Here is a 25,879-nt window from a genome sequence, read left to right on the forward strand (position 1 = left end):
TTTCACAGACTTAGATCTTGCCGACCAGGTCCAGGGACGGAGCCAGAGTAGCCTCGCCTTCTTTCCACTTGGCTGGGCAGACTTCGCCCGGGTGAGCAGCGACGTACTGAGCGGCCTTGATTTTGCGCAGCAGCTCGGAGGCGTCACGGCCAACACCGCCGTCGTTCAGTTCAACGATCTTGATCTGACCTTCCGGGTTGATCACGAAGGTGCCGCGGTCTGCCAGGCCAGCTTCTTCGATCAGTACGTCGAAGTTGCGCGAGATGGTCAGGGTTGGGTCGCCGATCATGGTGTACTGGATTTTGCCGATGGCTGGCGAAGTGTTGTGCCAGGCAGCGTGGGCAAAGTGGGTATCGGTGGACACGCTGTAGATTTCGACGCCCAGTTTCTGGAATTCGGCGTAGTTGTCAGCCAGGTCTTCCAGTTCGGTTGGGCAAACGAAGGTGAAGTCGGCTGGGTAGAAGAAGACTACGGACCATTTGCCTTTCAGGTCAGCGTCCGACACGTCTACGAAGTTGCCGTTTTTGTAGGCGGTCGCTTTGAACGGTTTTACTTGGCTGTTGATGATAGGCATCGGTGACTCTCCGTCAGTGGTTGAAAAGTTGATGAGATGAATCCTACTCACTCTTTCCGTCGGTGGCTCATTGGCAAACCTGATGCTGACGATTGGTTTTCCCTATCAGGTATCTGTATTAATAGAAGAAATCTCAACGCAGCGGTGGAGTCGCCAAGGTCATGCCCAAAAAGGGTGTCGCTTCAACATAGCGCATGGCGGATTTCGTGTCGCTCCAGCCGACGTAACTCATCAGCGACTTGATGTCCCAGCCACTGCGATGGGCCCAGGTGGCGAAACCGCGGCGCAGCGAGTGACTGGTGTATTGATCAGCCGGAATGCCCGCGCGCTCCAGAGCCTGGCGCAGCAGCGGGATCACGCTGTTGGGGTGCAGCCCCTCCTCGCCCAGGTTGCCCCAGCGATCAATCCCCCGAAACACCGGCCCCCGCACCAGGGCCGAGGCGCTTAGCCAGTCGCTGTAGGCCTGCACCGGGCACAAGCGCAGCAGCGCCGGCGTCTGGTAGGTTTTGCCGAGGTTGTCGCGGTCACTTTTGCTGCGCGGCAGGTACAGGCTGATGCCGGCGCCGGGCACCGCTTGCACGTGTTCGATGCTCAGGCGACATAACTCGTCGCTGCGAAAGCCGCGCCAGAAGCCCAGCAGGATCAACGCAGTGTCGCGCTTGGCGCGCAGCAAGCGCGGCTGATCCTGCGCTTCAATGGCCTGCCTGGCTTCAACCTCAAGTGATGCCACCACCTGTTCAAGGTGCTTGAGCTGCAAAGGTTCGGCCTGTTTCTCCCGTGCCGGGTGCACCGCCCGAATGCCCTTGAGCACCTTGCGCACCACCGGCGCCTTGGTCGGGTCCGGGAAACCCTGGCTGGTGTGCCACTGCGCAAGCGCCGAGAGCCGCAGCTTCAAGGTGTTGACCGCCAGCACCCCGGCATGGGCCACCAGGTAGCGCGCCACGCTGTCGCTGGTGGCTGGCAGGAACCCGCCCCAACTCACTTCGAAATGCTCGATGGCTGCGCGATAGCTGCGCCGCGTGTTGTCGCGGGTGGCGGCGTTGAGGTAACGGTCCAGGTCGCTCATGAAAGGCCTATTCGTACTGCTGGCGGGTGTATTAACGGTTAAAACGGCTCTGACACGGGATAATACGCCAATATCCCATCTGTTAAATCATGAATTTAAACGGGTTTTTATTCGTGATAAAGTATGTATCTACATACCATGTACCACAGTACTAAATCGACGGAGACTTCATGGCGCGCGGCGGCATAAACAAAGCAGTGGTTCAAACGGCACGCCTGGCGATCCTGGCCCGTGGCGAAAACCCGAGCATCGACGCGGTGCGCATCGAGATGGGCAATACCGGCTCGAAAACCACGATTCATCGCTATTTGAAGGAACTCGATGACAGCGAAACCCGGCTGACCATCACCCAGGCGCCCATCGACGATGAACTGGGCGAGTTGGTAGCACGGCTGGCTCAACGCCTTAAAGACAAGGCCCAGGAGCCGATTGACGCGGCACTGGCGCAGTTCGAGCAGCAAAAATCCGCCCTGCTCGCCCAGGTTCAAACGCTTGAAGAAGCCCACGGCCAGCTCAAGCAGCAATTGGATATCCAGGCCGCCGCACTGGCCGAAGAAAGCGCCGCCTTGCAGACCGCCAGCACCAGCCTGCAAACCGAACAAACTCGCAATGCGGGGCTCAGCCAGGCGTGCAGCGATTACGAGTTGCGCATGAATGACAAGGACGAGCAGATTCGCTCGCTGGAAGACAAACACTTGCACGCCCGCGACGCGCTTGAGCACTACCGCAATGCGGTGAAGGAGCAACGCGAGCAAGAGCAACGGCGCCATGAGGGCCAACTGCAGCAGGTGCAGGCCGATCTGCGCCAGGCGCAACAAAGCGCCATGGTGCGCCAGGATGAGATCACCCAGCTGCATCGCGATAATGAGCGGCTACTGATCGAGCACCGCGTGACCAGCAAGGAACTGACCGCCCTGCAGGAGCAATCACGCAAGGAACAGGCGCAGCAGCAAACAATCAGCGAACAGCTGGGCCGCATGGAAAGCGAACGCACCTTGCTTCAGGAGCGCTTGCGGGTTGCGGTAGAGGAAAGTCAAGCGCGCCAGGCAGCGCTGAGTGAGCAACAGCAGGTGAGCAAAACCCTGGAACTGGACCTGATCAAGGCCCAGGCCAGTATCGAGGCATTGCGCCTGGCGGCCGTCGTTGCAACGCCGCCAGAGGCAACCGCCGACGCCTGATCAGCCCGCTACAGGCGTGCGCATGGTGACGAACTCTTCCGCCGCCGTAGGGTGCACGCCGATGGTTTCATCGAAATGCTGCTTGGTCGCGCCCGCCTTGAGCGCGATCGCCAGGCCCTGGACGATCTCACCCGCATCCGGCCCGACCATGTGGCAGCCCAGGACCTTGTCGGTGTCGGCGTCGACCACCAGCTTCATCAGGGTTTTTTCCTGGCAATCGGTCAACGTCAGCTTCATCGGCCGGAAGCGGCTTTCGAAGATTTGCACGTTATGGCCGTTCTTCTTTGCCTCTTCCTCACTCAGGCCCACGGTGCCGATATTCGGCAGACTGAACACCGCGGTCGGGATCATCGCGTAATCGACCGGACGGTATTGCTCGGGCTTGAACAGGCGACGAGCAACCGCCATGCCTTCGGCCAGCGCGACGGGCGTCAATTGCACGCGCCCGATCACATCGCCGATGGCCAGGATCGAGGCTTCGGCGGTCTGGTACAGGTCGTCGACTTCGACAAAGCCACGCTCATCCAATTTGACGCCGGTGTTTTCCAGCCCCAGGTTGTCGAGCATCGGGCGGCGGCCGGTGGCGTAGAACACGCAATCGGCTTCGAGCACGCGGCCGTCTTTTAGGGTGGCCTTGAGGCTGCCGTCAGCCTGTTTGTCGATGCGCTCGATATCGGCATTGAATTGCAGGTCGAGGCCGCGCTTGGTCAGCTCTTCCTTCAGGTGCGTGCGCACTGCGCCGTCAAACCCGCGCAGAAACAGGTCGCCGCGATACAGCAAGGTTGTGCGCGCGCCCAAGCCATGGAAGATGCCCGCAAACTCGACGGCAATGTAGCCGCCGCCCACTACCAGCACGCGCTTGGGCAGCTCTTTGAGGAAGAACGCCTCGTTGGAGCCTATGGCGTGCTCACGGCCCGGGATTTCCGGGATCTGCGGCCAGCCGCCCGTCGCGATCAGGATGTGCCTGGCCGTAAAGCGCTCGCCATTGATCTCCACCTGGTGCGGATCAACCAAACGCGCATGCCCTTCGTGCAGGGTCACGCCACTGTTAACCAGCAGGTTGCGGTAGATGCCATTGAGGCGGTTGATTTCACGGTCTTTGTTGGCGATCAGGGTCGCCCAGTCAAAGTTCGCTTCACCCAACGACCAGCCGAAACCGCTGGCCTGCTCAAAGTCTTCGGCGAAATGCGCGCCGTACACCAGCAGTTTTTTCGGCACGCAGCCAACGTTCACGCAGGTACCGCCCAAGTAACGGCTTTCAGCTACCGCCACTTTAGCGCCAAAGCCTGCGGCAAAGCGCGCCGCGCGAACACCGCCGGAACCGGCGCCAATTACATACAGATCAAAATCGTAGGCCATTTCACTCTCCTCGGCAGGGCACCAGCATACCGACTTACATGGGGCTGAAAAACGAAAAAGCCACCCGAAGGTGGCTTTTTGGGCGGGCTACCGTGAATCAGTAAGCCTTACCGGTCTTGTAGAAGTGCTCGTAGCAGAAGTTGGTGGCCTCAATGTAGCCTTCAGCGCCACCGCAGTCGAAGCGACGGCCTTTGAATTTGTAGGCGATCACGCAGCCATCTTTGGCTTGCTTGAGCAGGGCGTCAGTGATTTGAATCTCGCCGCCTTTGCCTGGCTCGGTTTCTTCGATCAGCTTGAAGATGTCCGGCGTCAGGATGTAACGACCGATAATCGCCAGGTTCGACGGCGCATCTTCCGGCGCTGGTTTTTCAACCATGTCACGCACGCGAATCAGGCCATCACCAATATCGTCGCCGGCGATCACGCCGTACTTGTTGGTTTCCTGAGGGTCGACCTCTTGAACAGCAACGATGGTGCAGCGGTATTTCTGGTACAGCTTGACCATCTGGGTCAGTACGCCGTCGCCTTCCAGGTTGACGCACAGGTCATCAGCCAGCACCACGGCGAACGGTTCGTCACCGATCAGCGGGCGGCCAGTGAGGATGGCGTGGCCAAGGCCTTTCATCTGGGTTTGACGGGTGTAGGAGAACGAGCACTCGTCGAGCAGTTTACGGATGCCGACCAGGTATTTTTCCTTGTCGGTGCCCTTGATCTGGTTTTCCAGCTCGTAGCTGATATCGAAGTGGTCTTCCAGCGCGCGCTTACCGCGGCCGGTAACAATGGAAATTTCGTTCAAGCCGGCATCCAGTGCCTCTTCGACGCCGTACTGAATCAGTGGCTTGTTCACCACCGGCAGCATCTCTTTGGGCATGGCTTTGGTCGCTGGCAAGAAGCGAGTGCCGTAACCGGCTGCTGGGAACAAGCATTTCTTGATCATATAAGTCCTTACAAAGGGCTGTGCGTACGGAATTCGGCGCAGTCTAATCAGGCCGCAGTCACCTTACAATGGGTCCTGCTGGCGTTGCGATGTCAACATAGAGAAAAAATGTGCGCGTAAGTTCCGCTGATCCTACGAAGAGCATTCACTCAGGGCGCGACATAACCAGCCATCGCCCCTTTGCTTACGAGCGCCTCAATGGTTTTAGCACGCTTTTCGCGGCAGGGCACTGACCTGCAACAACTTGCGCGCCTCGGGGCCAATTGGCGCTATCATTACTGGCTTGAACCAGACTACGAGATTGATAGATGTCAGAACCAAAAGGCGTAAACGGCTACCTGATCACCAAGCGTGCGGACGGCTGGCACCTGATCAACTTCCACGGCGACAGCGTCGCCGGGGTATTCGCGAGCGAAAGCATGGCCGTTGCGGTGGCTGAAGTGTTTGTGGACGAAGCCGGCCACGCATCGAGCAAGCGCCCCAAGGACAAAAAGTAAGCGTCATTGCTTGCGCACAAAGCCCCGGTCAACGGGGCTTTTTTGTGTTTGTCTGTACCTTGATGGCCGTTCGCTATAATCTTGCTACGAACGCCCCACGACAGTGTCTGCGCCCCTCCTACACCCTCGACGACGACCCAACACATGAACAAGATTCTGGCACTGACTGCGGCACTGGCGCTGATGACCGGCTGCACCACCACGTCCGACACCTACCTGAAAAACGGCGAGCAAGGCCTGACCATCGACTGCTCGGGCGAGGCCAATTCATGGGCCAGTTGCTACGAAAAAGCTGACGCTTCGTGTGCGGGCACCGGTTACCGCATCGTCGGCACCGAAGGTACGCCGGCACTCAAGGAGAGCGACAAGACCCTGGGCAAAGACGTAGGCAACTTCAAGAGCCGCAGCGTCGTCGTGGTGTGCAAGTAATACTGCGTACTACAGATGAACCTCGGCGAACTTGAGCCCCAGGCCACGCAAGGTCTCGATCAGGTCATCCAGGCGCGGGAATGACTCAACCTCATCCTGATCGTCGACCAGAAAGTAACTGCGGCCGCCGCTCTTCTTGAAAAATACGATCCACTCGCCCAGGTCGGCGGGGTTCTGGATAACATGGGTGGCCGATATTTGGCCTTCGGCATGTCGGGCTTTGACGTGTTCTCGTTTCATGACGGGCTTTCCAGGAAGGACTAATGCCGCGCAAACTCAAAGTTTGAGCGGCATCTTTGCATTGAATGGCCGACAGTTTAACGGATGCCCTGCCCGATCAGCACTCCCTCTACAAGCGACAACACCCGAATAAACGCAAAAAAAAGCCTGACGCTGCAACGGCAGGGTCAGGCTTTTTTATCGGGTTCAGTACGCGGATAAACCAAAGGCTCAGCCGGAGATGCAATCCTCCCCGGCTTTCTTGATGTCGCCTGGGCGAATCGGCACATTTGACATGCTTTCATAGAGCTTGATACTGCTGCCGCTGGAGCGTTCTTCGATCTCGAAGATCGCCGAAGGGTCGGCCGAGAATTTCTGCGGAACAATCACCTGTACACCGTCCTTATGCGGCTCAATCTGCGGCGGCCGACGCGTCGCCTCCAGTTTTCGGACCACACAGGCAGCATATTCAGGCGGTTTTTTGCCTGAAATAACCACCAGGGTTGGCGGGGTCTGCTTGATATCTGCAACCGAAGCACATCCACCTAACGCCAAGGCCAGAACCAACACACTCCACTTCATACTTAAACCTCCGATAAAGACCCTACGACCGCGAAGAGAGGAAATTTCTCCCGCCCATGTGGGATTTATCTCTGAAAACTTGGGAAATAACTGTTTTAAATTGTCGAAGTCGTCGACGACGACCCGATAATAATCGCGTCAGGGCTGATAAACTCTATCTTAACCTACGTATCATTCTGATTTTTCAGAAAAAGCCCTTCTGGAGACACCCCCATGAAATTCATCCACCAGCGCGAGCACCTCAACGAGGGCGACATCGTTGTCATCGAATGCTCGCAGACCTGCAACATTCGCCTGATGAGCGATGCCAATTTCCGCAGTTTCAAGAACGGTGGCCGCCACACTTACCACGGCGGCGCGTTCGACAAATTCCCGGCAAAAATCACCGCACCCAGCACCGGGTTCTGGAACATTACCCTGGATGTGGTCACGCGCCGCGCCATCAGCGTGACCCGCAAACCTGCGTTGTCCCACAAGATTCGCATTGTTCGCCGCACCAGCACCAAACTGAGCTGAGCCGAACCCTCGACAGGAAAACCGCTGTGACTAAATACGTTATGAAGTACAAGCTCAATGGCGAACGTCGCTTTGAATTCGCCCTGCTGCAATCGGGAAGCGTTGAAGAAGCCAAAGAAGCCCTGGCAAAAATCCACGATGCCACCGATGAAATCACCGACATCACCGTGAGCAAGGCCCTGTAACCCATGCCAGGCCCGACGGCTGATCTGTTCGCTGAGGATGCCTTGCAGCAACCGGCGGGGCGCGAGCAGATTGGCGAAGAGTCCTACGTACTCAGGGGCTTCGCCCTGCCATGGATTGAACGCCTGCTGCCTGAACTGCGACGGGTGTTGGCCCAATCGCCGTTTCGACAAATGGTCACACCCGGCGGCTTCACCATGTCGGCCGCACTCAGCAGTTGCGGCACATTGGGTTGGACCACCGACAGCACCGGCTACCGCTACAGCCCGATTGACCCCCGCAATCAGCAGCCCTGGCCGGCTATGCCCGAGACTTTGCGTGAACTGGCCACGCTTGCCGCAGCCGAAGCTGGCTTCAGCGCATTTGCCCCGGATGCCTGCCTGATCAACCGCTATGTGCCGGGCGCCAAGATGTCCCTGCATCAGGACAAAAACGAACGCGCCTATAGCGCCCCTGTGGTTTCAGTCTCCCTGGGCCTGCCGGCGATCTTCCTGTTTGGCGGCCATGAGCGCAGCAGCAAAACTCAAAAAGTTTCACTGTTCCACGGCGACGTGGTGGTCTGGGGCGGCGTGGATCGCTTGCGTTTTCATGGGGTGATGCCGATTAAAGAGGGCGTGCATCCGGTCATGGGCCCGCAGCGCATCAACCTGACTTTTCGCACCGCTGGCTAATTTGACCGCAAGCTTCAGAGTGCCGGCCATCTGCAACGCGGTTAATCTGGCCGTGATCCGTCAAGAGTGCAGGCCATGACCACCGAACAAGACCCCCGCTGGGCCGCCATCGTCGCCCGTGATGCCAAGGCTGACGCCCTGTTTGTCTATGGCGTTAAAACCACCGGCGTGTATTGCCGCCCCAGCAGCGCCTCGCGATTGCCACGCCCGGAGAACATCGAATTCTTCGACACCCCTGCCCAGGCTGAAGCGGCGGGTTATCGCCCAAGCAAACGCGCGGCCGGCGACCAGACTCAATTGGCGGCCCTCCACGCCCAACGGGTGGCCGAGGCGTGCCGGCAGATCGAGCAGGCCGAAACCGCGCCCAGCCTGGAAGCACTCGCCAGTGGCGCCGGGCTGAGTTCATTCCATTTTCATCGCATATTCAAAGCGGTGACCGGCCTGACGCCCAAGGGATATGCCAGTGCCCTGCGTTCGCGCAAAGTTCGCCACGGCCTCAAGGGCGAGCATTCAGTGACCGATGCGTTGTATGACGCGGGCTTTAATTCCAACAGCCGCTTTTATGAATCAGCCAACCGACTGCTCGGCATGAAGCCCAGCGACTACAAAGCCGGCGGCACCAACAGCACGATTTTGTTTGCCGTGGGCCAATGTTCACTTGGGGCGATTCTGGTGGCGCAAAGCCAACGCGGCGTGTGTGCGATTTTATTGGGCGATGACCCGGACACCTTACTGCGCGACCTGCAAGACCAGTTCCCCAAAGCCGAACTGGTCGGCGCAGATCATGAGTTCGAACAGTTGATCGCTCAGGTCGTGGGTTTTATCGAAGCCCCTGCCCTGGGGTTGAATTTACCCCTGGACCTGCGCGGCACCGCCTTTCAGGAACGGGTGTGGCAGGCGCTGCGCGACATCCCGGTGGGCAGCACCGCCAGCTACGCGCAGATTGCTGTGCAGATCGGCGCGCCCAAATCGTTTCGCGCGGTGGCCCAGGCCTGTGGCGCCAACAGCCTGGCGGTGGCGATTCCCTGCCACCGCGTGGTGCGCAGTGACGGCGCGTTGTCGGGCTACCGCTGGGGCGTAGAGCGCAAGCGGCAACTGCTGGAGCGCGAACAGTCGGTGAAACGCTAGCGAACACCGATACACACCAGCGCCACATCGTCAGCCTGATACATTTCGAATGTCAGTCACAAAGACAGCCTCACGCTGTACCCGGCGTTCCAGGCGTTTTTTCAAGGCCACGCAGGCGACAACGCGAACGCCGGGCGCATCCATGCGGTGTTGGGGCACGCCATCGACGCATGGCAGCGCACGAAATTACCCCCTCGTCCAGTGAATAAAACAGACTGGCCGGGTGCCAATGGCCCTGTTAAAACAGCGCAAAGTCTTATTCACGCTGGAGACGCATCCCATGAGCACCTGGCCAGACACCCGAATTCTCGACCTGCTGGGCATCGACGTGCCTATCATCCAGGCCCCGATGGCCGGCGCCACCACCACAGCGATGGTCATCGCCGCCAATCAAGCCGGCGCCTTGGGCTCGATGCCCGCCGCAGCGCTGAGCATCGAGCAACTGCGCGATGCCTTGAACACCATTCGCCAGGCCAGCGCGAGCCCGATCAACGTCAATTTCTTCTGCCATCAACCGCCAGCAGCTGATAACGCGCGTGACCACCGTTGGAAAACGTTGCTGGAGCCCTACTACCGCGAGCTGGGCGCTGATTTTGATGCACCAACACCGGTGTCCAACCGTGCGCCGTTCGACGAAGCCGCCTGCAAAGTCGTCGAAGAATTTCGCCCCGAGGTGGTGAGTTTTCACTTTGGGCTACCGGAAAAAGCCTTGCTCGACCGGGTAAAAGCCACCGGCGCCAAGGTGCTGTCCTCGGCCACCACCGTTGAAGAAGCCATTTGGCTCGAACAGCATGGCTGCGATGCAATCATCGCGATGGGCATTGAAGCCGGTGGGCACCGAGGGATTTTCCTCAGTGACGACCTCGACACCCAAATCGGCTTGATGGCGCTGGTGCCGCAAATTGTCGACGCGGTGAAGGTGCCGGTGATCGCCGCAGGCGGCGTTGGCGATGCACGCGGCATCGTCGCGGCATTGGCCCTGGGTGCCTCGGCCGTGCAAATCGGCACTGCGTACCTGTTTACTCCCGAAGCCAATGTCAGCGTGTCCCACCACTATGCCTTGCGCCATGCCCAGGCCAGCGAAACCGCGCTGACCAACCTGTTCACCGGCCGCCCGGCGCGCGGCATCGTCAACCGGGTGATGCGCGAACTCGGTGCGATCAACCCGTCTGCCCCCGCATTCCCCACTGCCGGCGGCGCCTTGATGCCGCTCAAGGCTAAGGATGAAGCCGGCTTCAGCAACCTGTGGGCAGGCCAGGCGCTGCGTCTGGGTAGAGATATTTCTACGTATGACTTGACCCGCCAGTTGGCCGACCAGGTGCTGGCCAAGCTCAAGCGCCACTGACACTTGGGGCAACTTTGCACTGTACCGGCAATGGCCAACCGCTATATATTCCCATACATAGCGGTAAAGCCTTCTACCTATAACAAGCCGTACCCCCCCCAAGGAGCTGCTTCATGACGATCCGCGCCTCACGCCTGGCCCCTACTGCCCTGGCCACCCTGATTGCCGCTTTTACTTTTGGCCCAGCCCACGCCGATGAAGTCCAGGTGGCTGTCGCCGCCAACTTCACCGCGCCGATCCAGGCGATTGCTGCCGATTTCGAAAAAGACACCGGCCACAAATTGGTCGCCGCCTACGGCGCTACCGGCCAGTTCTATACCCAGATCAAGAACGGTGCGCCGTTCGAAGTGTTCCTCAGCGCCGATGACACCACCCCGCAAAAACTTGAAACCGAAGGCGATACGGTCAAAGGTTCGCGCTTCACCTACGCGGTCGGCACCCTGGCGCTGTGGTCGGCCAAAGAAGGTTACGTGGATGCCAAAGGCGAGGTGCTGAAGAAAAACGACTTCAAACACCTGTCCATCGCCAACCCGAAAGCGGCGCCTTACGGCCTGGCGGCCACTCAAGTGCTGGCTAAAGAAGGCCTCACCGAGAAGGTCAAGGACAAGCTGGTCGAAGGCCAGAACATCACCCAGGCCTACCAGTTCGTGTCCACCGGCAACGCTGAGTTGGGTTTTGTGGCGCTGTCGCAGATCTACAAGGACGGCAAGGTCACCAGCGGTTCGGCGTGGATCGTGCCGGCGGCCATGCACGACCCGATCAAACAAGACGCGGTCATCCTCAATAAAGGCAAGGACAGCGCTGCCGCCAAAGCCTTGGTTGAATACCTCAAGGGGCCAAAAGCCGCTGCGGTGATCAAGTCCTACGGTTACGAGCTGGCTAACTGAATATGCCGCTGTCGAGTGCCGATTTTTCCGCCATCTGGTTGACCATCAAACTGGCGTCACTGACGACTGTGATCCTGCTGATCATCGGCACTCCGATCGCCCTGTGGCTGTCGCGCACCCACTCCTGGTGGCGCGGCCCCATAGGCGCGATTGTCGCGTTGCCGTTGGTGTTGCCACCGACGGTCATCGGCTTTTACCTGTTGTTGACCATGGGGCCCAACGGCTACTTCGGCCAGTTGACCCAATGGCTGGGCCTGGGCACCCTGACCTTCAGCTTCGCCGGGCTGGTGATCGGCTCGGTGATCTATTCCATGCCGTTTGTGGTGCAGCCGTTGCAAAATGCCTTCTCCGCCATCGGCACGCGCCCATTGGAAGTGGCGGCGACGCTGCGTGCCAACCCATGGGACACGTTTTTCACGGTGATCCTGCCCCTGGCGCGCCCCGGCTTTATCACCGCCTCGATTCTTGGCTTTGCCCACACTGTCGGTGAGTTCGGCGTGGTGCTGATGATCGGCGGCAATATCCCCAACAAAACCCGCGTGGTCTCAGTGCAGATCTACGACCACGTCGAAGCCATGGAATATGCCCAGGCCCACTGGCTGGCCGGCTCCATGGTGGTGTTCGCTTTTCTCGTATTGCTGGCGCTCTATTCCAGCCGTAAAACCAAGATGGGCTGGAGCTGACCGCAATGATTGAAGTACGCCTGAACGTGAAGTACCCAGGCTTCGCCCTGGACGTGGACCTGCACCTGCCCGGCCGTGGCGTGACCGCGCTCTACGGGCATTCCGGCTCAGGCAAGACCACTTGCCTGCGCTGTATCGCCGGGCTTGAGCGCGCTGAAGACGGGTTTATCCAGGTCAACGAAGAGGTCTGGCAAGACAGCCGTAACGGCGTGTTTGTGCCGCCGCATAAGCGCGCACTGGGGTATGTGTTCCAGGAAGCGAGTCTGTTTCCCCACCTGTCGGTGCGTGCCAACCTGGAGTTCGGCCTCAAGCGTATTGCCCGCCCGCTTCGCCGTGTGGACATGGCCCAGGCCGCCGAACTGCTGGGCATTGGCCACTTGCTTGAACGCCACCCGCAGCACTTGTCCGGCGGCGAACGCCAGCGCGTCGGCATCGCCCGCGCATTGCTCACCAGCCCGCAGTTGTTGTTGATGGATGAGCCGCTCGCGGCCCTGGACAGCAAGCGCAAAAGCGAGATCCTGCCCTACCTCGAACGCCTGCACGATGAGTTGGATATTCCGGTGCTGTACGTCAGCCATGCCCAGGATGAAGTGGCGCGCCTGGCCGATCACATCGTGCTATTAAGCGACGGCAAGGCGCTGGCCAGCGGCCCCATCGGCGAAACCCTGGCTCGCCTGGACTTGCCGATGGCGCTGGGCGATGACGCCGGCGTGGTCATCAATGGCAGCGTGATTGCCTACGATGAACACTATCAACTGCTCACCCTGCAATTGCCCGACAGCCCGTTGCAAATGCGCGTGGCTCACGCTCCGCTGGCGTTGGGCAAACCGTTGCGGGTCAAGGTGCAAGCACGCGACGTCAGCCTCAGCCTGCACGCCGAAGAAGCCAGCAGCATCCTCAACCGCCTGCCGGTGACGGTCACCCAGGAAATAGCGGCGGACAACAGCGCCCACGTGCTAGTGCGCCTGGATGCCGGCGGTACGCCACTGCTGGCGAGGATTACCCGCTTCTCCCGCGATCAGTTGCAACTGCATTCGGGCCAGGTGTTGTGGGCGCAAATCAAGGCGGTGGCCGTACTGGCGTAAGTATTTGGCACGCGCGTAAAACCCTGCGGTCAATCAGGTATACCGGCCTGATCTGTTGCCAAGGAACTTGCACCATGCCCGACTCTGCGCTGCCTGCCGACCTGCCCCGCGACCTGCATTATGTTGACGACACCCAACCCGGCATCCGCCGTAAAAAACTGCGCGGCACGTTTCAGTATGTCGACCCCAAAGGCCAGCGCATCACCGATGCCGATGAAATAAAGCGCCTGAATGCGTTGGCCGTGCCACCGGCCTACACCGACGTGTGGATCTGCGCCGACCCGCGTGGCCACCTGCAAGCCACCGGCCGTGATGCGCGGGGCCGCAAGCAGTACCGCTATCACAGCCGCTGGCGCGAAGTGCGCGACACCGACAAATACTCGCGCCTGCAAGAGTTCGGCAAGGCCTTGCCCAAATTACGCAAACAATTGGAAGCGCAAATCGCCGCGCCTGGGTTCACCCGTGAAAAAGTCCTGGCCACCGTGGTGATGCTGCTGGACGCCACATTGATCCGCGTCGGCAACACCCAATATGCCCGCGACAACAAATCCTACGGGCTGACCACCCTGCGCAACCGCCATGTGGACATCAAGGGCAGCGAAATCCAGTTCCAGTTTCGCGGCAAGAGTGGCGTCGAGCACCAGGTCAGCGTCAAGGACCGGCGCCTGGCCACGGTGGTCAAGCGTTGCCTTGAACTCCCGGGCCAGAATCTGTTTCAGTACCTGGACGAAGACGGCGAGCGCCACACCGTCAGTTCCCACGACGTGAATGCCTATTTGCACAGCCTCACCGGCGCCGATTTTACCGCCAAGGACTACCGCACCTGGGCCGGCACGGCGATGGCCCTGGCGGTGTTGCGCGAATTGGAATGGCAGCCCGAATCCGATGCCAAGCGGCATGTGGTGGCGATGGTCAAGGATGTTGCCAAGCAGTTGGGCAACACGCCAGCAGTGTGCCGCAAGTGCTATATCCACCCGGCGGTGTTGGAGCATTTCAGCCTGGGCGAGCTGTCCAAGCTGCCCAAGCCACGGATGCGCAAAGGCCTTAAAGCCGAAGAAGTCGCGCTGGCGATGTTCCTGGAGCAATTGGCCGCCGACTTGCCCAAGCACGCCTAGCTGAGTTAGCCTGCGGGTCCCTTCTGACTCACGGGATGAGCGCCGACGTGAACAACTAAGCCTTCCAAAATGTATTTGCAACGAGCCGCCTGGCGCGCTTGTTGGCCTGTTCGACATTTTTTTGGAGGTGCTGATGACTGACGTCAAACGCCTGCCCGTATTGGTTTCCCTGCAACACGTGTCGTTCCAGTTCGCCAATGGCGAAACCTTGCTGGACGACCTCACCCTGTCCATTGATTACACACCCACCGGGATTGTCGGCCGTAATGGTCGCGGCAAAAGTATCCTGGCGCGCTTGCTGGCCGGCGTACTTGCGCCCTCTTGCGGTACGCTCGATGGCAAGGCCCGCGTAGCCTACGTCGCACAGAGCCTGACGCTGCAACCGGGAGCAAGCCTTGCGCAGATCACCGGTACTGCCCAGGCATTGGCCGCGCTTGAGCGCATGGCCCGAGGCGAGGCCTGGGCCGGTGACCTTGAGCTGATTGACGATCGCTGGGACCTTGCCGAACGCTTGCGTGCCGCACTTGATGACGCGGGTTTACACGTACTCGGTTTTGAAGCCCCAGCCACTCAACTGAGTGGCGGCCAACTGGCCAGGGTTGTCGTAATCGGTGCGCTATTGGCCGCGCCGGATCTGCTGGTACTGGATGAGCCCACCAACCACCTCGACAGCCATGGGCGCGAGTGGCTGCTGCGGGTTTTGAGCAACTGGCGCGGCGGCTTGGTGGTGGTCAGCCATGATCGACAGCTGCTCAATACCCTGGCGCGTATCGTCGAACTGTCGCCCCTTGGCATGCGTGTGTATGGCGGCAATTACGCTGCCTATCGCCAGCAGCGCGATACCGAACAACACGCTGCCGCCATGGCACTTGAGCATGCTCGCCTGCAACGCAGCCGCGAGCGCAAGCGCCTGCAAAAGGATCACGACAGCCTGCAACGCAATGCCGCACGCTCACGCAAGCATGCCGAAACCGCCAACGTTGATCGCTTTACCAAAGCCCGCTGGAAAGGCGCCGCCACGGAAATCGTCAGCACGGTGCGCAGCGCTCACCACGCCTATAAAAATGAGCTGGATGGGCAGGTGCGCCAAGCCTATGCGCGTGTCGTCGATGAAACCCCCACGTTGCTCGCCCTGCCCGGCTCGGCCTTGCCCAACGGCCGCCACGTACTCACCCTGGAAAATGCCCAACTGCCGTGGCTCGACCCACACCAGCCAGCCACTTACCTGACGCTCAACTTGAACGGCCCGGTACGCGTGGCCGTGCGTGGGCCAAACGGTTGCGGCAAGTCCACGCTGCTCAAGCTGCTGGCCGGCCAATGGCAAGCGGTCAGCGGCGCCTGCACGGTGTCGATACCCGCCGCGTATATCGATCAGCACCTGGCGCTGCTGATGGATGAGCGCTCCATCGTCGAACAACTCAACCTGCTCGACACGCCCCTGGCCGAAGCCGAGCTGCGCACGCGCCTGGCCTTGTTGCAGCTGGACGCCCTGCGCGTCACCCAGCCCACCGGCCAACTGAGCGGTGGCGAACGCTTGAAAGCCGCCATGGCGATCGCCTTGTGGCGCGATGCCCCGGCGCAACTGCTATTGCTGGACGAGCCCACCAACCATCTGGACCTGGAATCGGTACTGGCCTTTGAGCAGGCGCTGCGCGGGTTTAGCGGGGCCATTGTTGCGGTGTCCCATGACGAGGCGTTCATTAACGCGATCCGGCCGACCCACCACTTGATCTGGCAGCACACCGGCTGGCGACTGGAAAGTGTCTGAGGTCATTGCATGCACCGCCAAAGCGTCCTACGGTAGTGGCCGAATAATCTCACCGCGGAGCCCGGTCCTATGTTGCCTTCGTCCCAAAGGCTTTATGCCAATGCAGCGCTTGCCCATCGCCAACGCTGGCGCGGGCGGGTCGGCTTGATGCTGGTGGCCAGCCTGTCGGTGCTGGCGGGCATGACCGATGCGATTGGCTTTATGGCCAGCGGGGATTTTGTTTCATTCATGAGCGGCAACACCACGCGCCTGGCGGTGGCAATCAGCGCCGGTGACCTGGGCCTGACCGGGCGCCTGCTGTTGCTGGTGGCGGTATTTGTGCTGGGCAACGCCTTGGGGGTGGTGGTCAGCCGCTTCAGCCGCCGGCATGCGCTGCCTTTGCTGCTGTGCATCGCCGCCTTGTTGTGCGGCGCGGCGCTGTGGCCCTTCGACGATACGTTGCCGGCGCTGCTGGCGGCGATCCTGGCCATGGGCATGCTCAATGCGGCCGTGGAAGAGGTCAACGGGTTGCCGGTGGGCCTGACCTATGTGACCGGCGCGCTCTCACGTTTTGGTCGCGGGTTGGGGCGCTGGATACTGGGGGAGCGGCGTAACGGTTGGCGGGTGCAACTGGTGCCGTGGGTCGGCATGTTCGTGGGCGCCGTGATCGGCGCGGTGCTGGAGCACCAGCTCGGGCTCAAGGCGCTGCTGGTGAGTGGCGCATTGGCCGCCGTGCTGGGGCTGGTGTCACTGAAGATTCCCCGGCGCTGGCACTTGGGCTACATGCCGCGATAGGAAGGAAACGAGGCCCGCTCGACGATCAGGCCTCGACGTCCGTGTACTGGTAAAGAGCCATCGCGTCGAGCGAGCGGGAGGAATAATAGGCCAATGTCCGGCGGCTGTCCCGCCGGGCATTTCCGAAAAATGCTAAGGAGACAGCCTACAGACAGGTGACCAGTGCGGCCAACCGCCGCTTGGCCGGCATCGTGTCCTGGGCGGCATAGTATTTGACGCTGGAGCCGCCACCGGCTACGCGCACATCGGCAAAGTAGTCACCGCCCGTGGTGTAGACGGTAAAACCGCCTGTTTCGAGCGGCTCTTTGAAGCCACCGGCATCCACGCCGAACACGGCCTCGTCCTGCCAGCCGAACTGGATGCATTGGGCAACCACCAATGTGGCCTTGTCCGACGCAAGGGTCTTGTAGGGCTGGCCGCTGCGCGCGTCCTTCATCTTCGAGCCCGCACAGCCAGACAGTGCGGCCACTGTCAATGCGCCAATTACCAGCTTTCGCATGCCATCGCTTCCTTGAAAAAAATGCGACTCTACCACTCTCCGGTGATTGTCTGATGCGTGCATGAATTTTGTTTCACTGTAAAAGGGGCGCCTGGCACCTATAGTCGGCAGGCTCATTTTTAAGAAGTATCCCTTCTGCCCGCTCTCCCGCGGGCTTTTTTTTGCCTGGTTATTTTTAGTGATTTGGGGGGACGATTTCAGATCAAGATCAAAAACGCAGATCAAGAGACCGCTGACTTCGCCGGCGAAAAGAATGCAAGGGCCAGAGCAACAGCAGAGCCAGCTCCCACAGTTTTAACCGCGTTCTGTCAGTGCGTGCCGGGGTTAGCGCGCAAGTGCGCTACCTTTTGTTCCAGGCCTTTCCACGCCGGCGCATTCGGCGCAAATTGCCCGCGCAGGTAGTCGACCAGATCCGCCACCTGGCCATTCGACAGGCTGTCCTTGAAGCCCGGCATATACCCCAAGTCCTGGGTCGCCGGGCTGCTGATGCCTTGCAAAATCACCTTGATCAAATTATCCGGCTGGTCGCTGAACACATTGGTATTGCTCGCCAATGACGGGCTCACCCCGAACAGCTTCGGCCCCAGGCCATCGGCATGACAGGCTTTGCATGAGCCTTCGAATACACGTCGGCCATTGGGGTTGGGCAGCGGCGCCGTCGCCACCGTTTGCGCCTCGGCATTGGCCTCGCCATTAAGTGACGCCAGGTACACCGCCATCGCACGAATATCGGCCTTGGGCAGCTTTGACAACTCACTCACCACCGGCCCCATCGGGCCCGCCGCCACGCCATGGGCATCGGAATAGCCAGTGCTCAGGTAGTTGAACAACTGGTCCTCGGTCCACGGCGTCGGTGCCTTGGACAAGCCCGTCAACGCGGGCGCCTCCCAGCCATCGACCATGCCCCCGGCCAGAAAGGATTTGCCGCCCTTCTGCGCGCCCATCAGGTTGCGCGGCGAGTGGCACGCGGCGCAGTGCCCGAGGCCATTGACCAAGTAATTGCCGCGATTCCATTGCTCGCTGCGCTCAGGCTGCGGGGTGATTTCACCCTGCCGCAGGTTCAGTGCATTCCAGCCGGCCATCAATGGTCGGATATTGAACGGAAAGCGCATGGCATTCGGCGTCGGCGCCTGGCTCACCGGCGCCTGGGACATCAGGTAGGCATACAACGCCTGCAGGTCGGCATCATTGATATTGCGAAACGCCGTGTAGGGAAATGCCGGGTACAGGTTGCGTCCATCGCGGCCAATGCCGTCACGCATCGCCCGCTCGAATGCCGGGTAGGACCAGGCGCCGATGCCGGTTTTTACGTCTGGGGTGATATTGCTGCTGTACAGCGTGCCGAACGGCGTTTGCATCGCCAGGCCGCCGGCATTGGTCGCGCCACCCGGCGCGGTATGGCACACCGCGCAATCGCCGACAGCCGCCAGCAAGCGCCCGCGTTCCAGGGTGGCCTTGGACCAGGTGCCCGCGCCGGGCGGCGCAATCGGTGCGATTTCAGGGTGAAACGGCCAAGCGGTGGCCAGCGCTGCGCCCAAGGTGGCAAACAGTGCACCGAACCACCACTTTCTGCGTTTTTCCGGCGACTTGGCAGGCTCGCCAAGGCTGCCTGCATTCAGCGCCGCCAATACCCGTTCGGGCGTTATCGGCAGCTCGCGAAAACGAATGCCGGTGGCGTCATAGATCGCATTGGCAATCGCCGCCGCACTCGGCACCGAAGCCGACTCACCGGCGCCCATGGGCGGCTGGTCCTGGCGCGGCATCATCAGCACGTCGATCCTGGGCACTTCGGGGAAGGTCAGGATCGGGTAGCCGCCCCACTCCTTGCTCGCCACCGTCGACTCCTCAAAGGTCACCCGCTCCTTGAGCACACGGCTGGTGGACTGGATCACATTGCCGTGGATCTGATGCTGCACGCCCGCCGGGTTGATCATCATCCCCGAGTCATGGCCGATCACCACCCGCGTCACCGACACATCGCCGGTGTGTTTGTCGATCGCCACGTCCGCCACCCACGCCGCCCACGCCGCGCCGAAACCGGGGAACTTGCTGTGGATATAGCGCGCATAGGCAAAACCGCGACCGCGTAACAGGTGGTCTTCGTTGGCGGTTTGCATCGGCGCCGTGCGCGGTGACCAGTTGGCACGTTCGGCGGTGGATTTGACCAGCTCGATGGCGCGCTCGTCCTTGAGGTAACGCAGGCGGTATTCCACCGGGTCGACGCCCGCGGCAAACGCGAGTTCGTCGATATAGGATTCATGCGCAAAGGTGTTGGGCAGCGCCGATACGCCGCGCATCCACGAGGCGCGCACGATGGGTGCCATGTCGTTGATAGTCACGCGCATATCGTCGATGGCATAGGGCGGGATCGAGGTGCGGTCGCCCATCTCGAACATCGCCGCCACCGGCTCCACCCGGCCAGTCAGCAACAGCGCCAGGGTCGGCGCGCCGTTGGACGGGTAGCTGGTTTCAAAGTCATAGGCGGCAATGCTGCCGTCGGCATTGAGCCCGCCGTCAACATCCATCAACTGCGCGGTGCCCTTGGGTTCCCACAGGTGTTCCTGTTCGCGGGTCAGTTGCACGCGCACCGGCTTGCCCACCGCGCGCGACAGCAGCAAGGCATCGGCGCACACATCGTCCGCACAGTTGCGCCCGTAACAGCCGGCGGCTTCCATGCGGATCACGTCGATCAGCGCTTCGTCGCATTCCAGCAACCACGCAAGGTCTGCGCGCAGCAGGTGCGGGTTCTGGCTGCCCGACCACACGCGGCTGCCGGTTGCTTGATAGTCCGCCACGCCGCACGAAGGCCCGATCGAACCATGCATCTGGTACGGCCACAAATAGCTGCGCGGCATGCGCTGGCTGGCGCCCGCCAAGGCTTCGTCGACGTTGCCCTGATCGAGCACCGTGCGGCGTACCCGTGGGTTGTCGCGGATGGCCTGCTCGACATCGCTCATGTCCGGCAAGGCGTTGTTCCACGGTTTCCAGTGCACCTGGAGTTCGTGGGCGGCCTTGATCGCCTGTTCTTCGCGCATCGCCACTACACCGACAAAATCGCGAATCACCACCACCGCGACAATGCCGGGGATATGCGCGATGGACGCCTCATCCACACTCAGCAGGCTGTTGCCGACAAACTCACCGCAGTCGAGCCCCGCATACGGCGGGCGTACCACGCGGCCATGGAGCATGTCCGGCACGCGCATGTCGTGCACATAGGTCAACTCGCCGGTGGCCTTGCCGGGAATATCCACGCGCGCGGCGCCCTTGCCGACCAGGCGGTAGTCCTCAACAGGTTTTAACGGCGCGTCACCGCTGATGCGCAACTGGTCATGCTGGCCGCTGACCAACTCTGCGTAGGTCGTGGTGCGCCCGTCGGCAGCGTGGACAACCCCGGCTTCAACCTTGAGGCTGCCCGTGCTCACGCCCCAGCGTCCCGCTGCGCGCGCGAGCAAAAAGCGCCGGGCTTCGGCGGCCGCGTTACGCAGCGGGATCGCCGAAATCTGCAAGGTCGCGCTGGCGATGGTTGCACCCTGGTTGGGCGCACGCTCGGTATCGCCCAGAACCATGTTGACCTGCTCCATGCTCAGGTCCAGCTCTTCGGCCACAATCTGCGCCAGCGACGTGCGAATGCCGGTGCCCAGGTCCACATGGCCGTTAAAGGCATACACCAGGCCGTCATCGTTTACCGCAATGAACAACCCCAGTTCCTTGGGTTTCACGGTCGGTGTGCCGCCCTTGGCCACCGGGCCTGAAGGTGGCAGTACATCATCGACAATCAATAAGACGCCCGACTTGGCCAGCCATTGGTCACGGGAAATATCAGTCATGGTCGGCCTTCCACGCTCAAGAGGTGCGCAGCACGCAGTACGGCGCGCAGGATTTCGATATGGGTGCCGCAGCGGCACAGGTTGCCCGACAACTCATTGCGCACCTGGGCTTCGCTGGGGTTGGGGTTGCGGTCGAGCAACGCCTTGGCAGTCATGATCATGCCGTTGAGGCAATAACCGCATTGTGCCGCCTGCTCCTCGATAAAGGCTTGCTGCACGGGGTGCGGCGCCTGGCGTGTGCCGAGCCCTTCAAGGGTGACAATCTCGCGCCCGGTTGCACCCGCCAGCGGAAACACGCACGAGCGCGCCGCCACACCATCGATGATCACGGTGCACGCACCGCACTCGCCCAGGCCGCAGCCGTACTTGGGGCCGTTAAGCTGCAAGTCATTGCGCAACACCAGCAGCAGCGGCGTATCCGCCATCGCACTGACTTCGCGGATGTGGCCGTTGACCTTGAGGGCAACAGTGATGGGTGGGCTGATCATTCGCTTCGCCTGTATCAGTTGATGAAGCAATCACTACACGAAACAGCCAAAAAAAAGCGCCGCGGAGTTGGGGCCTCGCGACACACTTGGCACGTGAAGTGACTACTACATGAACTCAGAGCAAAAACGATGCCAGCGCCGGTTTATTCCTGCGGGTCGTCGATCATCTTGCGCAGCAGAAACAGCACCGCCACGCGCTCGGCGGGGTTGAGGTTGCTCATGGTCAGCTCGCTGATCTGCGCGGCACGCGGCGCGGTTTGCGCGACCAGTTCGGCGCCGGCTGGCGACAGGTCAACCACCACCTTGCGCTTGTCCTGGGGATCTGGTTCCAGGGTAATCAGCGCCTTGGCCTTGAGCCGCTCGACGATACCGCGAATGGTCGCCTGGTCGACGGCCGTGGCCTTGACCAGTTCGGTGAGGGAACTTGCACCGTGATCGCGCAGCGCACACAGGGTGACGAACTGCACGGCGGTGAGTTGTGAGTCGCCGACATTCTGCTGAAAAATCGCCAGGTGGCGCTGGTAGGCCTTGCGCAGCAGGTGGCCAACTTGTTCAGAGAAAACGTAGGAATCAGGCACGGCGTGGCTCGGTGGGTGATTAGCGATGGTCGGCATGATGGCGGGGATAGTGAACGGACTCAAGCCTCAAACTAAAGGAGCACGCTCAAACTGTGGGAGCTGGCTTGCCTGCGATAGCGCCGGATCAGCTAGCCGTGATGTGCCTGCCAGACCGTTATCGCAGGCAAGCCAGCTCCCACACTTGAAAACTCAGCGTGCCAGGGACGCTTGCGGTGCAACGACATCGCCGCCGATCACCACCGCCTCATCATCCAGGTACACATCACAATTACGCAGCGGAATATCCATATGGCATGGCGTCTTGCGCGTGCCGCCCACTTCGGTATTCGGCCCGGTGGAGAACAGGAAGTTGCCGTAGAACGCCCGCGCATCCATGCACATGCCATCGTTTTTGTCGTGCAAGCCCATGGCCGTCCACTGCGCCTTTGGCTGCAAGCCCCAGCCGATATGAGAGATGCCATACACCTCCGGGTCATTGAAATACTTCATGTAATCGCGCAGGTACTCGGCCTCGAAACCGCCGTGGATCTTGGTGATAAAGCCCTTCTCGATCTCCAGGGTGATCTTCTCGCGGGTGTAGGTCTTGAACGGCAGCAGGATGTCACCGATATCCAGCACCAGCACGCCCTCGGCGGTTTCTTCGTTGGGCCAGGAGAACAGGAAACCACTCGGCCAGTGGTCCCAGCGCCCAGGCTCGTCGGCAAAACCGTACTCGGTGACCGACGGGTATTGGCCCAGCGCTGCACGGAAATCACTGCCTGCGCGGGATTTGACGTGGATCGAGCGCGCCTTCTTCAGCAACTGCTCGGCCGCCAGCACACGCACCTTGTCGGCTTCGGTGGGCAGCATGCGCGCCAGCACTTCCGGCGGTTCCACCGCCAGCAGGATACGCGTGCCGGTCTTGAGGATCTGCTCCTGCTCCGGCGAGTGCAGCAGCATCATGGTGTCGACGATCAGGTCGGCGGCCTCCAACGCGCGCTGGGCAGCGATATTGCCGGTGAGTGCGGTGTCGCCGCAGTAGGCGGTCATGTCGTTGCCCATCGCTTTGGGATGGTTGAACGACGGCAGTTCCACCGCATACACCTTGGCCCCCAGGCGCTGCGCCGCGTCCATCGCAGCACGCACGGTACGCGGGTCCGAGTAATGGCTCTTGAGCACGGCGACGCTCTGGGTCGGGTCGACCTTCGACAGTTTCAACACGTGTTCAAACATCTGGGTCAGTTCGCAATCGCTTACCGGCATTTTCCTGTCTCCTGTGGGGCTGCACCAAGTTCAAGCACCGCGCTTCACCCTAGTGCATTTTTATAGTGTGTACGCCAATTAATAACGATAAGACCCGAATTAAAGACGAACTGCAAGTAGCACACCAAAACGTTACCAAACCACACAAACACTACAGATAAAGGCAAAAACCCGTTACACAGGATAAATACGGCCAAAAAATAAAATTATGAACGTAGGCTTCCCATTTCAAAAAATGAGCGTATACACTTTAAAAACCTTGCGGACAGATGCCGCCAAAAATCAAAAAGAGAGAGGTTCACGCCCCATGGGAAGCACACAAAAAATCGCCATCGTCGGTGCCGGCCTGGGCGGCGCGGCGGCGGCCACACTGCTGCAGCAAGCCGGTTTCGATGTCGATATCTATGAACAGGCGCCGGAGTTTTCCCGCTTGGGTGCAGGCATCCACATGGGGCCTAACATCATGAAAATCTTCCGCCGCATGGGCATCGAAAAACAGCTGGACCTGATGGGCTCGCACCCCGAGCACTGGTTCAGCCGTTGCGGCGAAAGCGGTGACTACCTCTCGCGTATTCCACTCACCGGCTACGGCGCTTCCTACATCACCGTGCACCGTGGCGACTTGCATGCATTGCAGATGTCGACCCTCAAACCTGGCACCCTGCACTTCAACAAGCGCCTGGAAAACCTCGAAGAAACCGATACCCAAGTGCGCCTGACCTTTGCCGACGGCGAAGTGACCTACGCCGATATCGTGATCGGCGCCGATGGCATCAACTCCAGGATCCGTGAAGAGCTGCTCGGCGTGGAAAAACCGCTGTACAGCGGCTGGGTCGCGCACCGTGCGCTGATCCGTGGCGACCAGTTGGCCAAGTACGACTTGAAGTTCGAAGACTGCATCAAGTGGTGGACCGAGGACCGCCACATGATGGTCTACTACACCACCGGCAAGCGTGACGAGTACTACTACGTGACCGGCGTGCCCCATGCCGAATGGGACTTCCAGGGCGCGTTTGTCGACAGCAGCCGCGAAGAGATGTTTGACGCCTTCAAAGGCTACCACCCCACCGTGCAGGCGCTGATCGAGTCCACCGAAAGCGTGACCAAATGGCCGCTGCGCAACCGTAACCCGTTGCCGCTGTGGAGCCGTGGCCGCCTGGTGTTGCTGGGTGACGCCTGCCACCCGATGAAACCGCATATGGCCCAGGGTGCCGGCATGGCCATCGAAGACGCGGCCATGCTCACCCGCTGCTTGCAGGAAACCGGTATCAGCGACTACCGCACGGCGTTCCAGCTCTACGAAGCCAACCGCAAGGAACGTGCGTCCCGCGTACAAGCGGTGTCCAACGCCAACACCTGGCTGCGCACCCAGGAAGACCCGGCCTGGGTGTACGGTTATGACCTGTACGCCCAGGAACTGAAATCGGGGGTGGCCGCGTGAGTACCTTCCTGTATGGCGCCAATGTGCAAGCCAATGGTATTCGCCAGCACTACCTGCGCTACGGCGGCAAAGGCCCGGCGCTGATTTTGATCCCGGGCATCACCAGCCCGGCGATTACCTGGGGTTTTGTGGCTGAGCGTCTTGGCACCCGGTTCGACACTTACGTGCTGGATGTGCGCGGGCGCGGCTTGTCGTCCACAGGGACGCAATTGGACTACAGCGCAGACACCTGCGCCGAGGACATTGGCGCGTTTGCCGATGCGCTTGAGCTGGATAGCTACCACCTGGTCGGCCACTCCATGGGCGCGCGATTTGCCGTGCACAGTGCAGCCAAGCATCCACAGGGCGTCAACCGCGTGGTGCTGATCGACCCGCCAGTGTCCGGGCCTGGCCGCCGTGAATACCCGAGCAAGTTGCCATGGTACGTCGACTCGATCCGCCAATCGCGGGTCGGCATGGACGCTGACGCTATGCGCGCCTTCTGCGCCACCTGGACCGTCGAGCAACTGCAGCTGCGCGCCGAATGGCTGCACACCTGTTATGAGCCCGCCATCGTGCGTGCTTTCAATGACTTCCACACGGTCGACTTCCACCAGCACCTGCCCAAGCTCAAGGCCCCTGCCCTGTTGATGGTGGCCGGGCGCGGCGGCGTGATCCTGGATGAAGACATCGCCGAAATCCAGGACCTGCAGCCCGCTATCCAGGTCGCCCGTGTACCGAACGCCGGGCACATGATTCCGTGGGATGACCTTGAAGGCTTTTTTGCCGCCCTCGACGGCTTCCTCACACAACAATAAGGGAACCA

Annotated in this window: 27 protein-coding genes; 16 read left to right on the top strand and 11 right to left on the bottom strand. The window is 60.7% G+C overall.

All coding sequences use genetic code 11. The features are described 5' to 3' along the window. Positions 1 to 10 precede the first annotated feature (10 nt). Positions 11 to 574: an alkyl hydroperoxide reductase subunit C gene (gene ahpC, locus HBO23_RS12965; protein ID WP_010210361.1), complete on the bottom strand. Its 564-nt coding sequence runs from the start codon at positions 572 to 574 to the stop codon at positions 11 to 13. 133 nt (positions 575 to 707) lie between these two features. After that, complete coding sequence (locus HBO23_RS12970) at positions 708 to 1,640, bottom strand: site-specific integrase (protein ID WP_170038354.1); 933 nt, start codon at positions 1,638 to 1,640, stop codon at positions 708 to 710. Between the two features lie 170 nt (positions 1,641 to 1,810). On the opposite strand from HBO23_RS12970, the gene HBO23_RS12975 reads away from it, so the two are divergent. Continuing rightward, on the top strand, positions 1,811 to 2,818 hold the full coding sequence (locus HBO23_RS12975; protein WP_170038356.1) for a DNA-binding protein: 1,008 nt from the start codon (positions 1,811 to 1,813) through the stop codon (positions 2,816 to 2,818). Here HBO23_RS12975 and gorA read toward each other — a convergent pair whose 3' ends face one another. Both gorA and galU read right to left on the bottom strand, forming a co-directional pair. Then, positions 2,819 to 4,177, bottom strand: coding sequence for a glutathione-disulfide reductase (gene gorA, locus HBO23_RS12980; RefSeq protein WP_170038358.1), 1,359 nt, complete (start codon positions 4,175 to 4,177; stop codon positions 2,819 to 2,821). A gap of 97 nt (positions 4,178 to 4,274) precedes the next feature. Further along, a complete protein-coding gene (galU, locus tag HBO23_RS12985) occupies positions 4,275 to 5,114 on the bottom strand; it encodes a UTP--glucose-1-phosphate uridylyltransferase GalU (RefSeq protein ID WP_003212579.1) in 840 nt (279 codons plus the stop codon). Between the two features lie 308 nt (positions 5,115 to 5,422). Between galU and HBO23_RS12990 the strand changes: the two genes are divergently transcribed. Both HBO23_RS12990 and HBO23_RS12995 read left to right on the top strand, forming a co-directional pair. Next, complete coding sequence (locus HBO23_RS12990) at positions 5,423 to 5,611, top strand: hypothetical protein (protein WP_017135493.1); 189 nt, start codon at positions 5,423 to 5,425, stop codon at positions 5,609 to 5,611. A 144-nt stretch (positions 5,612 to 5,755) separates the two neighbouring features. Next, positions 5,756 to 6,040 (top strand): hypothetical protein, encoded by a 285-nt coding sequence (locus tag HBO23_RS12995; protein WP_017135492.1) that lies wholly within the window; start codon positions 5,756 to 5,758, stop codon positions 6,038 to 6,040. Between the two features lie 9 nt (positions 6,041 to 6,049). Here HBO23_RS12995 and HBO23_RS13000 read toward each other — a convergent pair whose 3' ends face one another. Both HBO23_RS13000 and HBO23_RS13005 read right to left on the bottom strand, forming a co-directional pair. Continuing rightward, positions 6,050 to 6,280: a hypothetical protein gene (locus HBO23_RS13000; RefSeq protein WP_017135491.1), complete on the bottom strand. Its 231-nt coding sequence runs from the start codon at positions 6,278 to 6,280 to the stop codon at positions 6,050 to 6,052. A 210-nt stretch (positions 6,281 to 6,490) separates the two neighbouring features. After that, the gene (locus HBO23_RS13005; RefSeq protein ID WP_065929976.1) at positions 6,491 to 6,841 is read right to left on the bottom strand and encodes a hypothetical protein; all 351 of its coding nucleotides are present in this window, start codon (positions 6,839 to 6,841) and stop codon (positions 6,491 to 6,493) included. A 213-nt stretch (positions 6,842 to 7,054) separates the two neighbouring features. Between HBO23_RS13005 and HBO23_RS13010 the strand changes: the two genes are divergently transcribed. From HBO23_RS13010 to HBO23_RS13060, 11 genes are all read left to right on the top strand, one after another. Next, a complete protein-coding gene (locus HBO23_RS13010) occupies positions 7,055 to 7,357 on the top strand; it encodes a DUF1883 domain-containing protein (RefSeq protein WP_003173824.1) in 303 nt (100 codons plus the stop codon). Positions 7,358 to 7,383: 26 nt separating this feature from the next. Further along, complete coding sequence (locus tag HBO23_RS13015; protein WP_017135489.1) at positions 7,384 to 7,542, top strand: hypothetical protein; 159 nt, start codon at positions 7,384 to 7,386, stop codon at positions 7,540 to 7,542. A gap of 3 nt (positions 7,543 to 7,545) precedes the next feature. Further along, a complete protein-coding gene (gene alkB, locus HBO23_RS13020) occupies positions 7,546 to 8,211 on the top strand; it encodes a DNA oxidative demethylase AlkB (protein WP_169985899.1) in 666 nt (221 codons plus the stop codon). Positions 8,212 to 8,286: 75 nt separating this feature from the next. Next, complete coding sequence (gene ada, locus HBO23_RS13025) at positions 8,287 to 9,339, top strand: bifunctional DNA-binding transcriptional regulator/O6-methylguanine-DNA methyltransferase Ada (protein WP_138452423.1); 1,053 nt, start codon at positions 8,287 to 8,289, stop codon at positions 9,337 to 9,339. 280 nt (positions 9,340 to 9,619) lie between these two features. Then, positions 9,620 to 10,684, top strand: a complete 1,065-nt coding sequence (locus HBO23_RS13030; protein WP_170038360.1) for a nitronate monooxygenase — start codon at positions 9,620 to 9,622, stop codon at positions 10,682 to 10,684. A 113-nt stretch (positions 10,685 to 10,797) separates the two neighbouring features. After that, complete coding sequence (gene modA / locus HBO23_RS13035) at positions 10,798 to 11,571, top strand: molybdate ABC transporter substrate-binding protein (protein WP_170038362.1); 774 nt, start codon at positions 10,798 to 10,800, stop codon at positions 11,569 to 11,571. Further along, positions 11,568 to 12,254: a molybdate ABC transporter permease subunit gene (gene modB, locus HBO23_RS13040; RefSeq protein WP_169986425.1), complete on the top strand. Its 687-nt coding sequence runs from the start codon at positions 11,568 to 11,570 to the stop codon at positions 12,252 to 12,254. The genes modA and modB overlap by 4 nt, the downstream gene beginning before the upstream one ends. A 5-nt stretch (positions 12,255 to 12,259) precedes the next feature. After that, entirely contained in the window at positions 12,260 to 13,339 is a 1,080-nt protein-coding gene (modC, locus tag HBO23_RS13045; protein WP_170038364.1) for a molybdenum ABC transporter ATP-binding protein, read from the top strand. Between the two features lie 74 nt (positions 13,340 to 13,413). Further along, positions 13,414 to 14,454, top strand: a complete 1,041-nt coding sequence (locus HBO23_RS13050) for a DNA topoisomerase IB (protein ID WP_099549872.1) — start codon at positions 13,414 to 13,416, stop codon at positions 14,452 to 14,454. Positions 14,455 to 14,587: 133 nt separating this feature from the next. After that, entirely contained in the window at positions 14,588 to 16,222 is a 1,635-nt protein-coding gene (locus HBO23_RS13055) for an ABC-F family ATP-binding cassette domain-containing protein (RefSeq protein ID WP_170038366.1), read from the top strand. Positions 16,223 to 16,291: 69 nt separating this feature from the next. Then, positions 16,292 to 16,996, top strand: coding sequence for a YoaK family protein (locus tag HBO23_RS13060; RefSeq protein ID WP_099549874.1), 705 nt, complete (start codon positions 16,292 to 16,294; stop codon positions 16,994 to 16,996). Positions 16,997 to 17,141: 145 nt separating this feature from the next. Here HBO23_RS13060 and HBO23_RS13065 read toward each other — a convergent pair whose 3' ends face one another. The 5 genes from HBO23_RS13065 to HBO23_RS13085 all read right to left on the bottom strand — a co-directional run bounded on the left by HBO23_RS13065 (position 17,142) and on the right by HBO23_RS13085 (position 23,633). Then, positions 17,142 to 17,495: a hypothetical protein gene (locus HBO23_RS13065; RefSeq protein ID WP_170038368.1), complete on the bottom strand. Its 354-nt coding sequence runs from the start codon at positions 17,493 to 17,495 to the stop codon at positions 17,142 to 17,144. 308 nt (positions 17,496 to 17,803) lie between these two features. Continuing rightward, positions 17,804 to 21,325 (bottom strand): molybdopterin cofactor-binding domain-containing protein, encoded by a 3,522-nt coding sequence (locus tag HBO23_RS13070; protein ID WP_170038370.1) that lies wholly within the window; start codon positions 21,323 to 21,325, stop codon positions 17,804 to 17,806. Further along, a complete protein-coding gene (locus HBO23_RS13075) occupies positions 21,322 to 21,813 on the bottom strand; it encodes a (2Fe-2S)-binding protein (protein ID WP_017135477.1) in 492 nt (163 codons plus the stop codon). The genes HBO23_RS13070 and HBO23_RS13075 overlap by 4 nt, the downstream gene beginning before the upstream one ends. A 143-nt stretch (positions 21,814 to 21,956) precedes the next feature. Then, a complete protein-coding gene (locus HBO23_RS13080) occupies positions 21,957 to 22,391 on the bottom strand; it encodes a MarR family winged helix-turn-helix transcriptional regulator (protein WP_026013564.1) in 435 nt (144 codons plus the stop codon). Positions 22,392 to 22,580: 189 nt separating this feature from the next. Beyond that, positions 22,581 to 23,633: a 2,5-dihydroxypyridine 5,6-dioxygenase gene (locus HBO23_RS13085; RefSeq protein ID WP_170038372.1), complete on the bottom strand. Its 1,053-nt coding sequence runs from the start codon at positions 23,631 to 23,633 to the stop codon at positions 22,581 to 22,583. 307 nt (positions 23,634 to 23,940) lie between these two features. On the opposite strand from HBO23_RS13085, the gene HBO23_RS13090 reads away from it, so the two are divergent. Together HBO23_RS13090 and HBO23_RS13095 are read left to right on the top strand one after the other, a co-directional pair. Next, positions 23,941 to 25,074 (top strand): FAD-dependent monooxygenase, encoded by a 1,134-nt coding sequence (locus HBO23_RS13090; RefSeq protein WP_017135474.1) that lies wholly within the window; start codon positions 23,941 to 23,943, stop codon positions 25,072 to 25,074. Continuing rightward, the gene (locus HBO23_RS13095; protein WP_170038374.1) at positions 25,071 to 25,871 is read left to right on the top strand and encodes an alpha/beta hydrolase; all 801 of its coding nucleotides are present in this window, start codon (positions 25,071 to 25,073) and stop codon (positions 25,869 to 25,871) included. The genes HBO23_RS13090 and HBO23_RS13095 overlap by 4 nt, the downstream gene beginning before the upstream one ends. Positions 25,872 to 25,879: the final 8 nt, after the last annotated feature.

Source organism: Pseudomonas sp. WS 5532 (genome assembly GCF_012985445.1).
GTDB lineage: Bacteria > Pseudomonadota > Gammaproteobacteria > Pseudomonadales > Pseudomonadaceae > Aquipseudomonas > Aquipseudomonas edaphica.

Coding starts and splice junctions, on each gene's coding strand:
- ahpC (WP_010210361.1), bottom strand. CDS start 574: ATGCCTATCATCAACAGCCAAGTAAAACCGTTCAAAGCGACCGCCTAC.
- HBO23_RS12970 (WP_170038354.1), bottom strand. CDS start 1,640: ATGAGCGACCTGGACCGTTACCTCAACGCCGCCACCCGCGACAACACG.
- HBO23_RS12975 (WP_170038356.1), top strand. CDS start 1,811: ATGGCGCGCGGCGGCATAAACAAAGCAGTGGTTCAAACGGCACGCCTG.
- gorA (WP_170038358.1), bottom strand. CDS start 4,177: ATGGCCTACGATTTTGATCTGTATGTAATTGGCGCCGGTTCCGGCGGT.
- galU (WP_003212579.1), bottom strand. CDS start 5,114: ATGATCAAGAAATGCTTGTTCCCAGCAGCCGGTTACGGCACTCGCTTC.
- HBO23_RS12990 (WP_017135493.1), top strand. CDS start 5,423: ATGTCAGAACCAAAAGGCGTAAACGGCTACCTGATCACCAAGCGTGCG.
- HBO23_RS12995 (WP_017135492.1), top strand. CDS start 5,756: ATGAACAAGATTCTGGCACTGACTGCGGCACTGGCGCTGATGACCGGC.
- HBO23_RS13000 (WP_017135491.1), bottom strand. CDS start 6,280: ATGAAACGAGAACACGTCAAAGCCCGACATGCCGAAGGCCAAATATCG.
- HBO23_RS13005 (WP_065929976.1), bottom strand. CDS start 6,841: ATGAAGTGGAGTGTGTTGGTTCTGGCCTTGGCGTTAGGTGGATGTGCT.
- HBO23_RS13010 (WP_003173824.1), top strand. CDS start 7,055: ATGAAATTCATCCACCAGCGCGAGCACCTCAACGAGGGCGACATCGTT.
- alkB (WP_169985899.1), top strand. CDS start 7,546: ATGCCAGGCCCGACGGCTGATCTGTTCGCTGAGGATGCCTTGCAGCAA.
- ada (WP_138452423.1), top strand. CDS start 8,287: ATGACCACCGAACAAGACCCCCGCTGGGCCGCCATCGTCGCCCGTGAT.
- HBO23_RS13030 (WP_170038360.1), top strand. CDS start 9,620: ATGAGCACCTGGCCAGACACCCGAATTCTCGACCTGCTGGGCATCGAC.
- modA (WP_170038362.1), top strand. CDS start 10,798: ATGACGATCCGCGCCTCACGCCTGGCCCCTACTGCCCTGGCCACCCTG.
- modC (WP_170038364.1), top strand. CDS start 12,260: ATGATTGAAGTACGCCTGAACGTGAAGTACCCAGGCTTCGCCCTGGAC.
- HBO23_RS13050 (WP_099549872.1), top strand. CDS start 13,414: ATGCCCGACTCTGCGCTGCCTGCCGACCTGCCCCGCGACCTGCATTAT.
- HBO23_RS13055 (WP_170038366.1), top strand. CDS start 14,588: ATGACTGACGTCAAACGCCTGCCCGTATTGGTTTCCCTGCAACACGTG.
- HBO23_RS13060 (WP_099549874.1), top strand. CDS start 16,292: ATGTTGCCTTCGTCCCAAAGGCTTTATGCCAATGCAGCGCTTGCCCAT.
- HBO23_RS13065 (WP_170038368.1), bottom strand. CDS start 17,495: ATGCGAAAGCTGGTAATTGGCGCATTGACAGTGGCCGCACTGTCTGGC.
- HBO23_RS13070 (WP_170038370.1), bottom strand. CDS start 21,325: ATGACTGATATTTCCCGTGACCAATGGCTGGCCAAGTCGGGCGTCTTA.
- HBO23_RS13075 (WP_017135477.1), bottom strand. CDS start 21,813: ATGATCAGCCCACCCATCACTGTTGCCCTCAAGGTCAACGGCCACATC.
- HBO23_RS13085 (WP_170038372.1), bottom strand. CDS start 23,633: ATGCCGGTAAGCGATTGCGAACTGACCCAGATGTTTGAACACGTGTTG.
- HBO23_RS13090 (WP_017135474.1), top strand. CDS start 23,941: ATGGGAAGCACACAAAAAATCGCCATCGTCGGTGCCGGCCTGGGCGGC.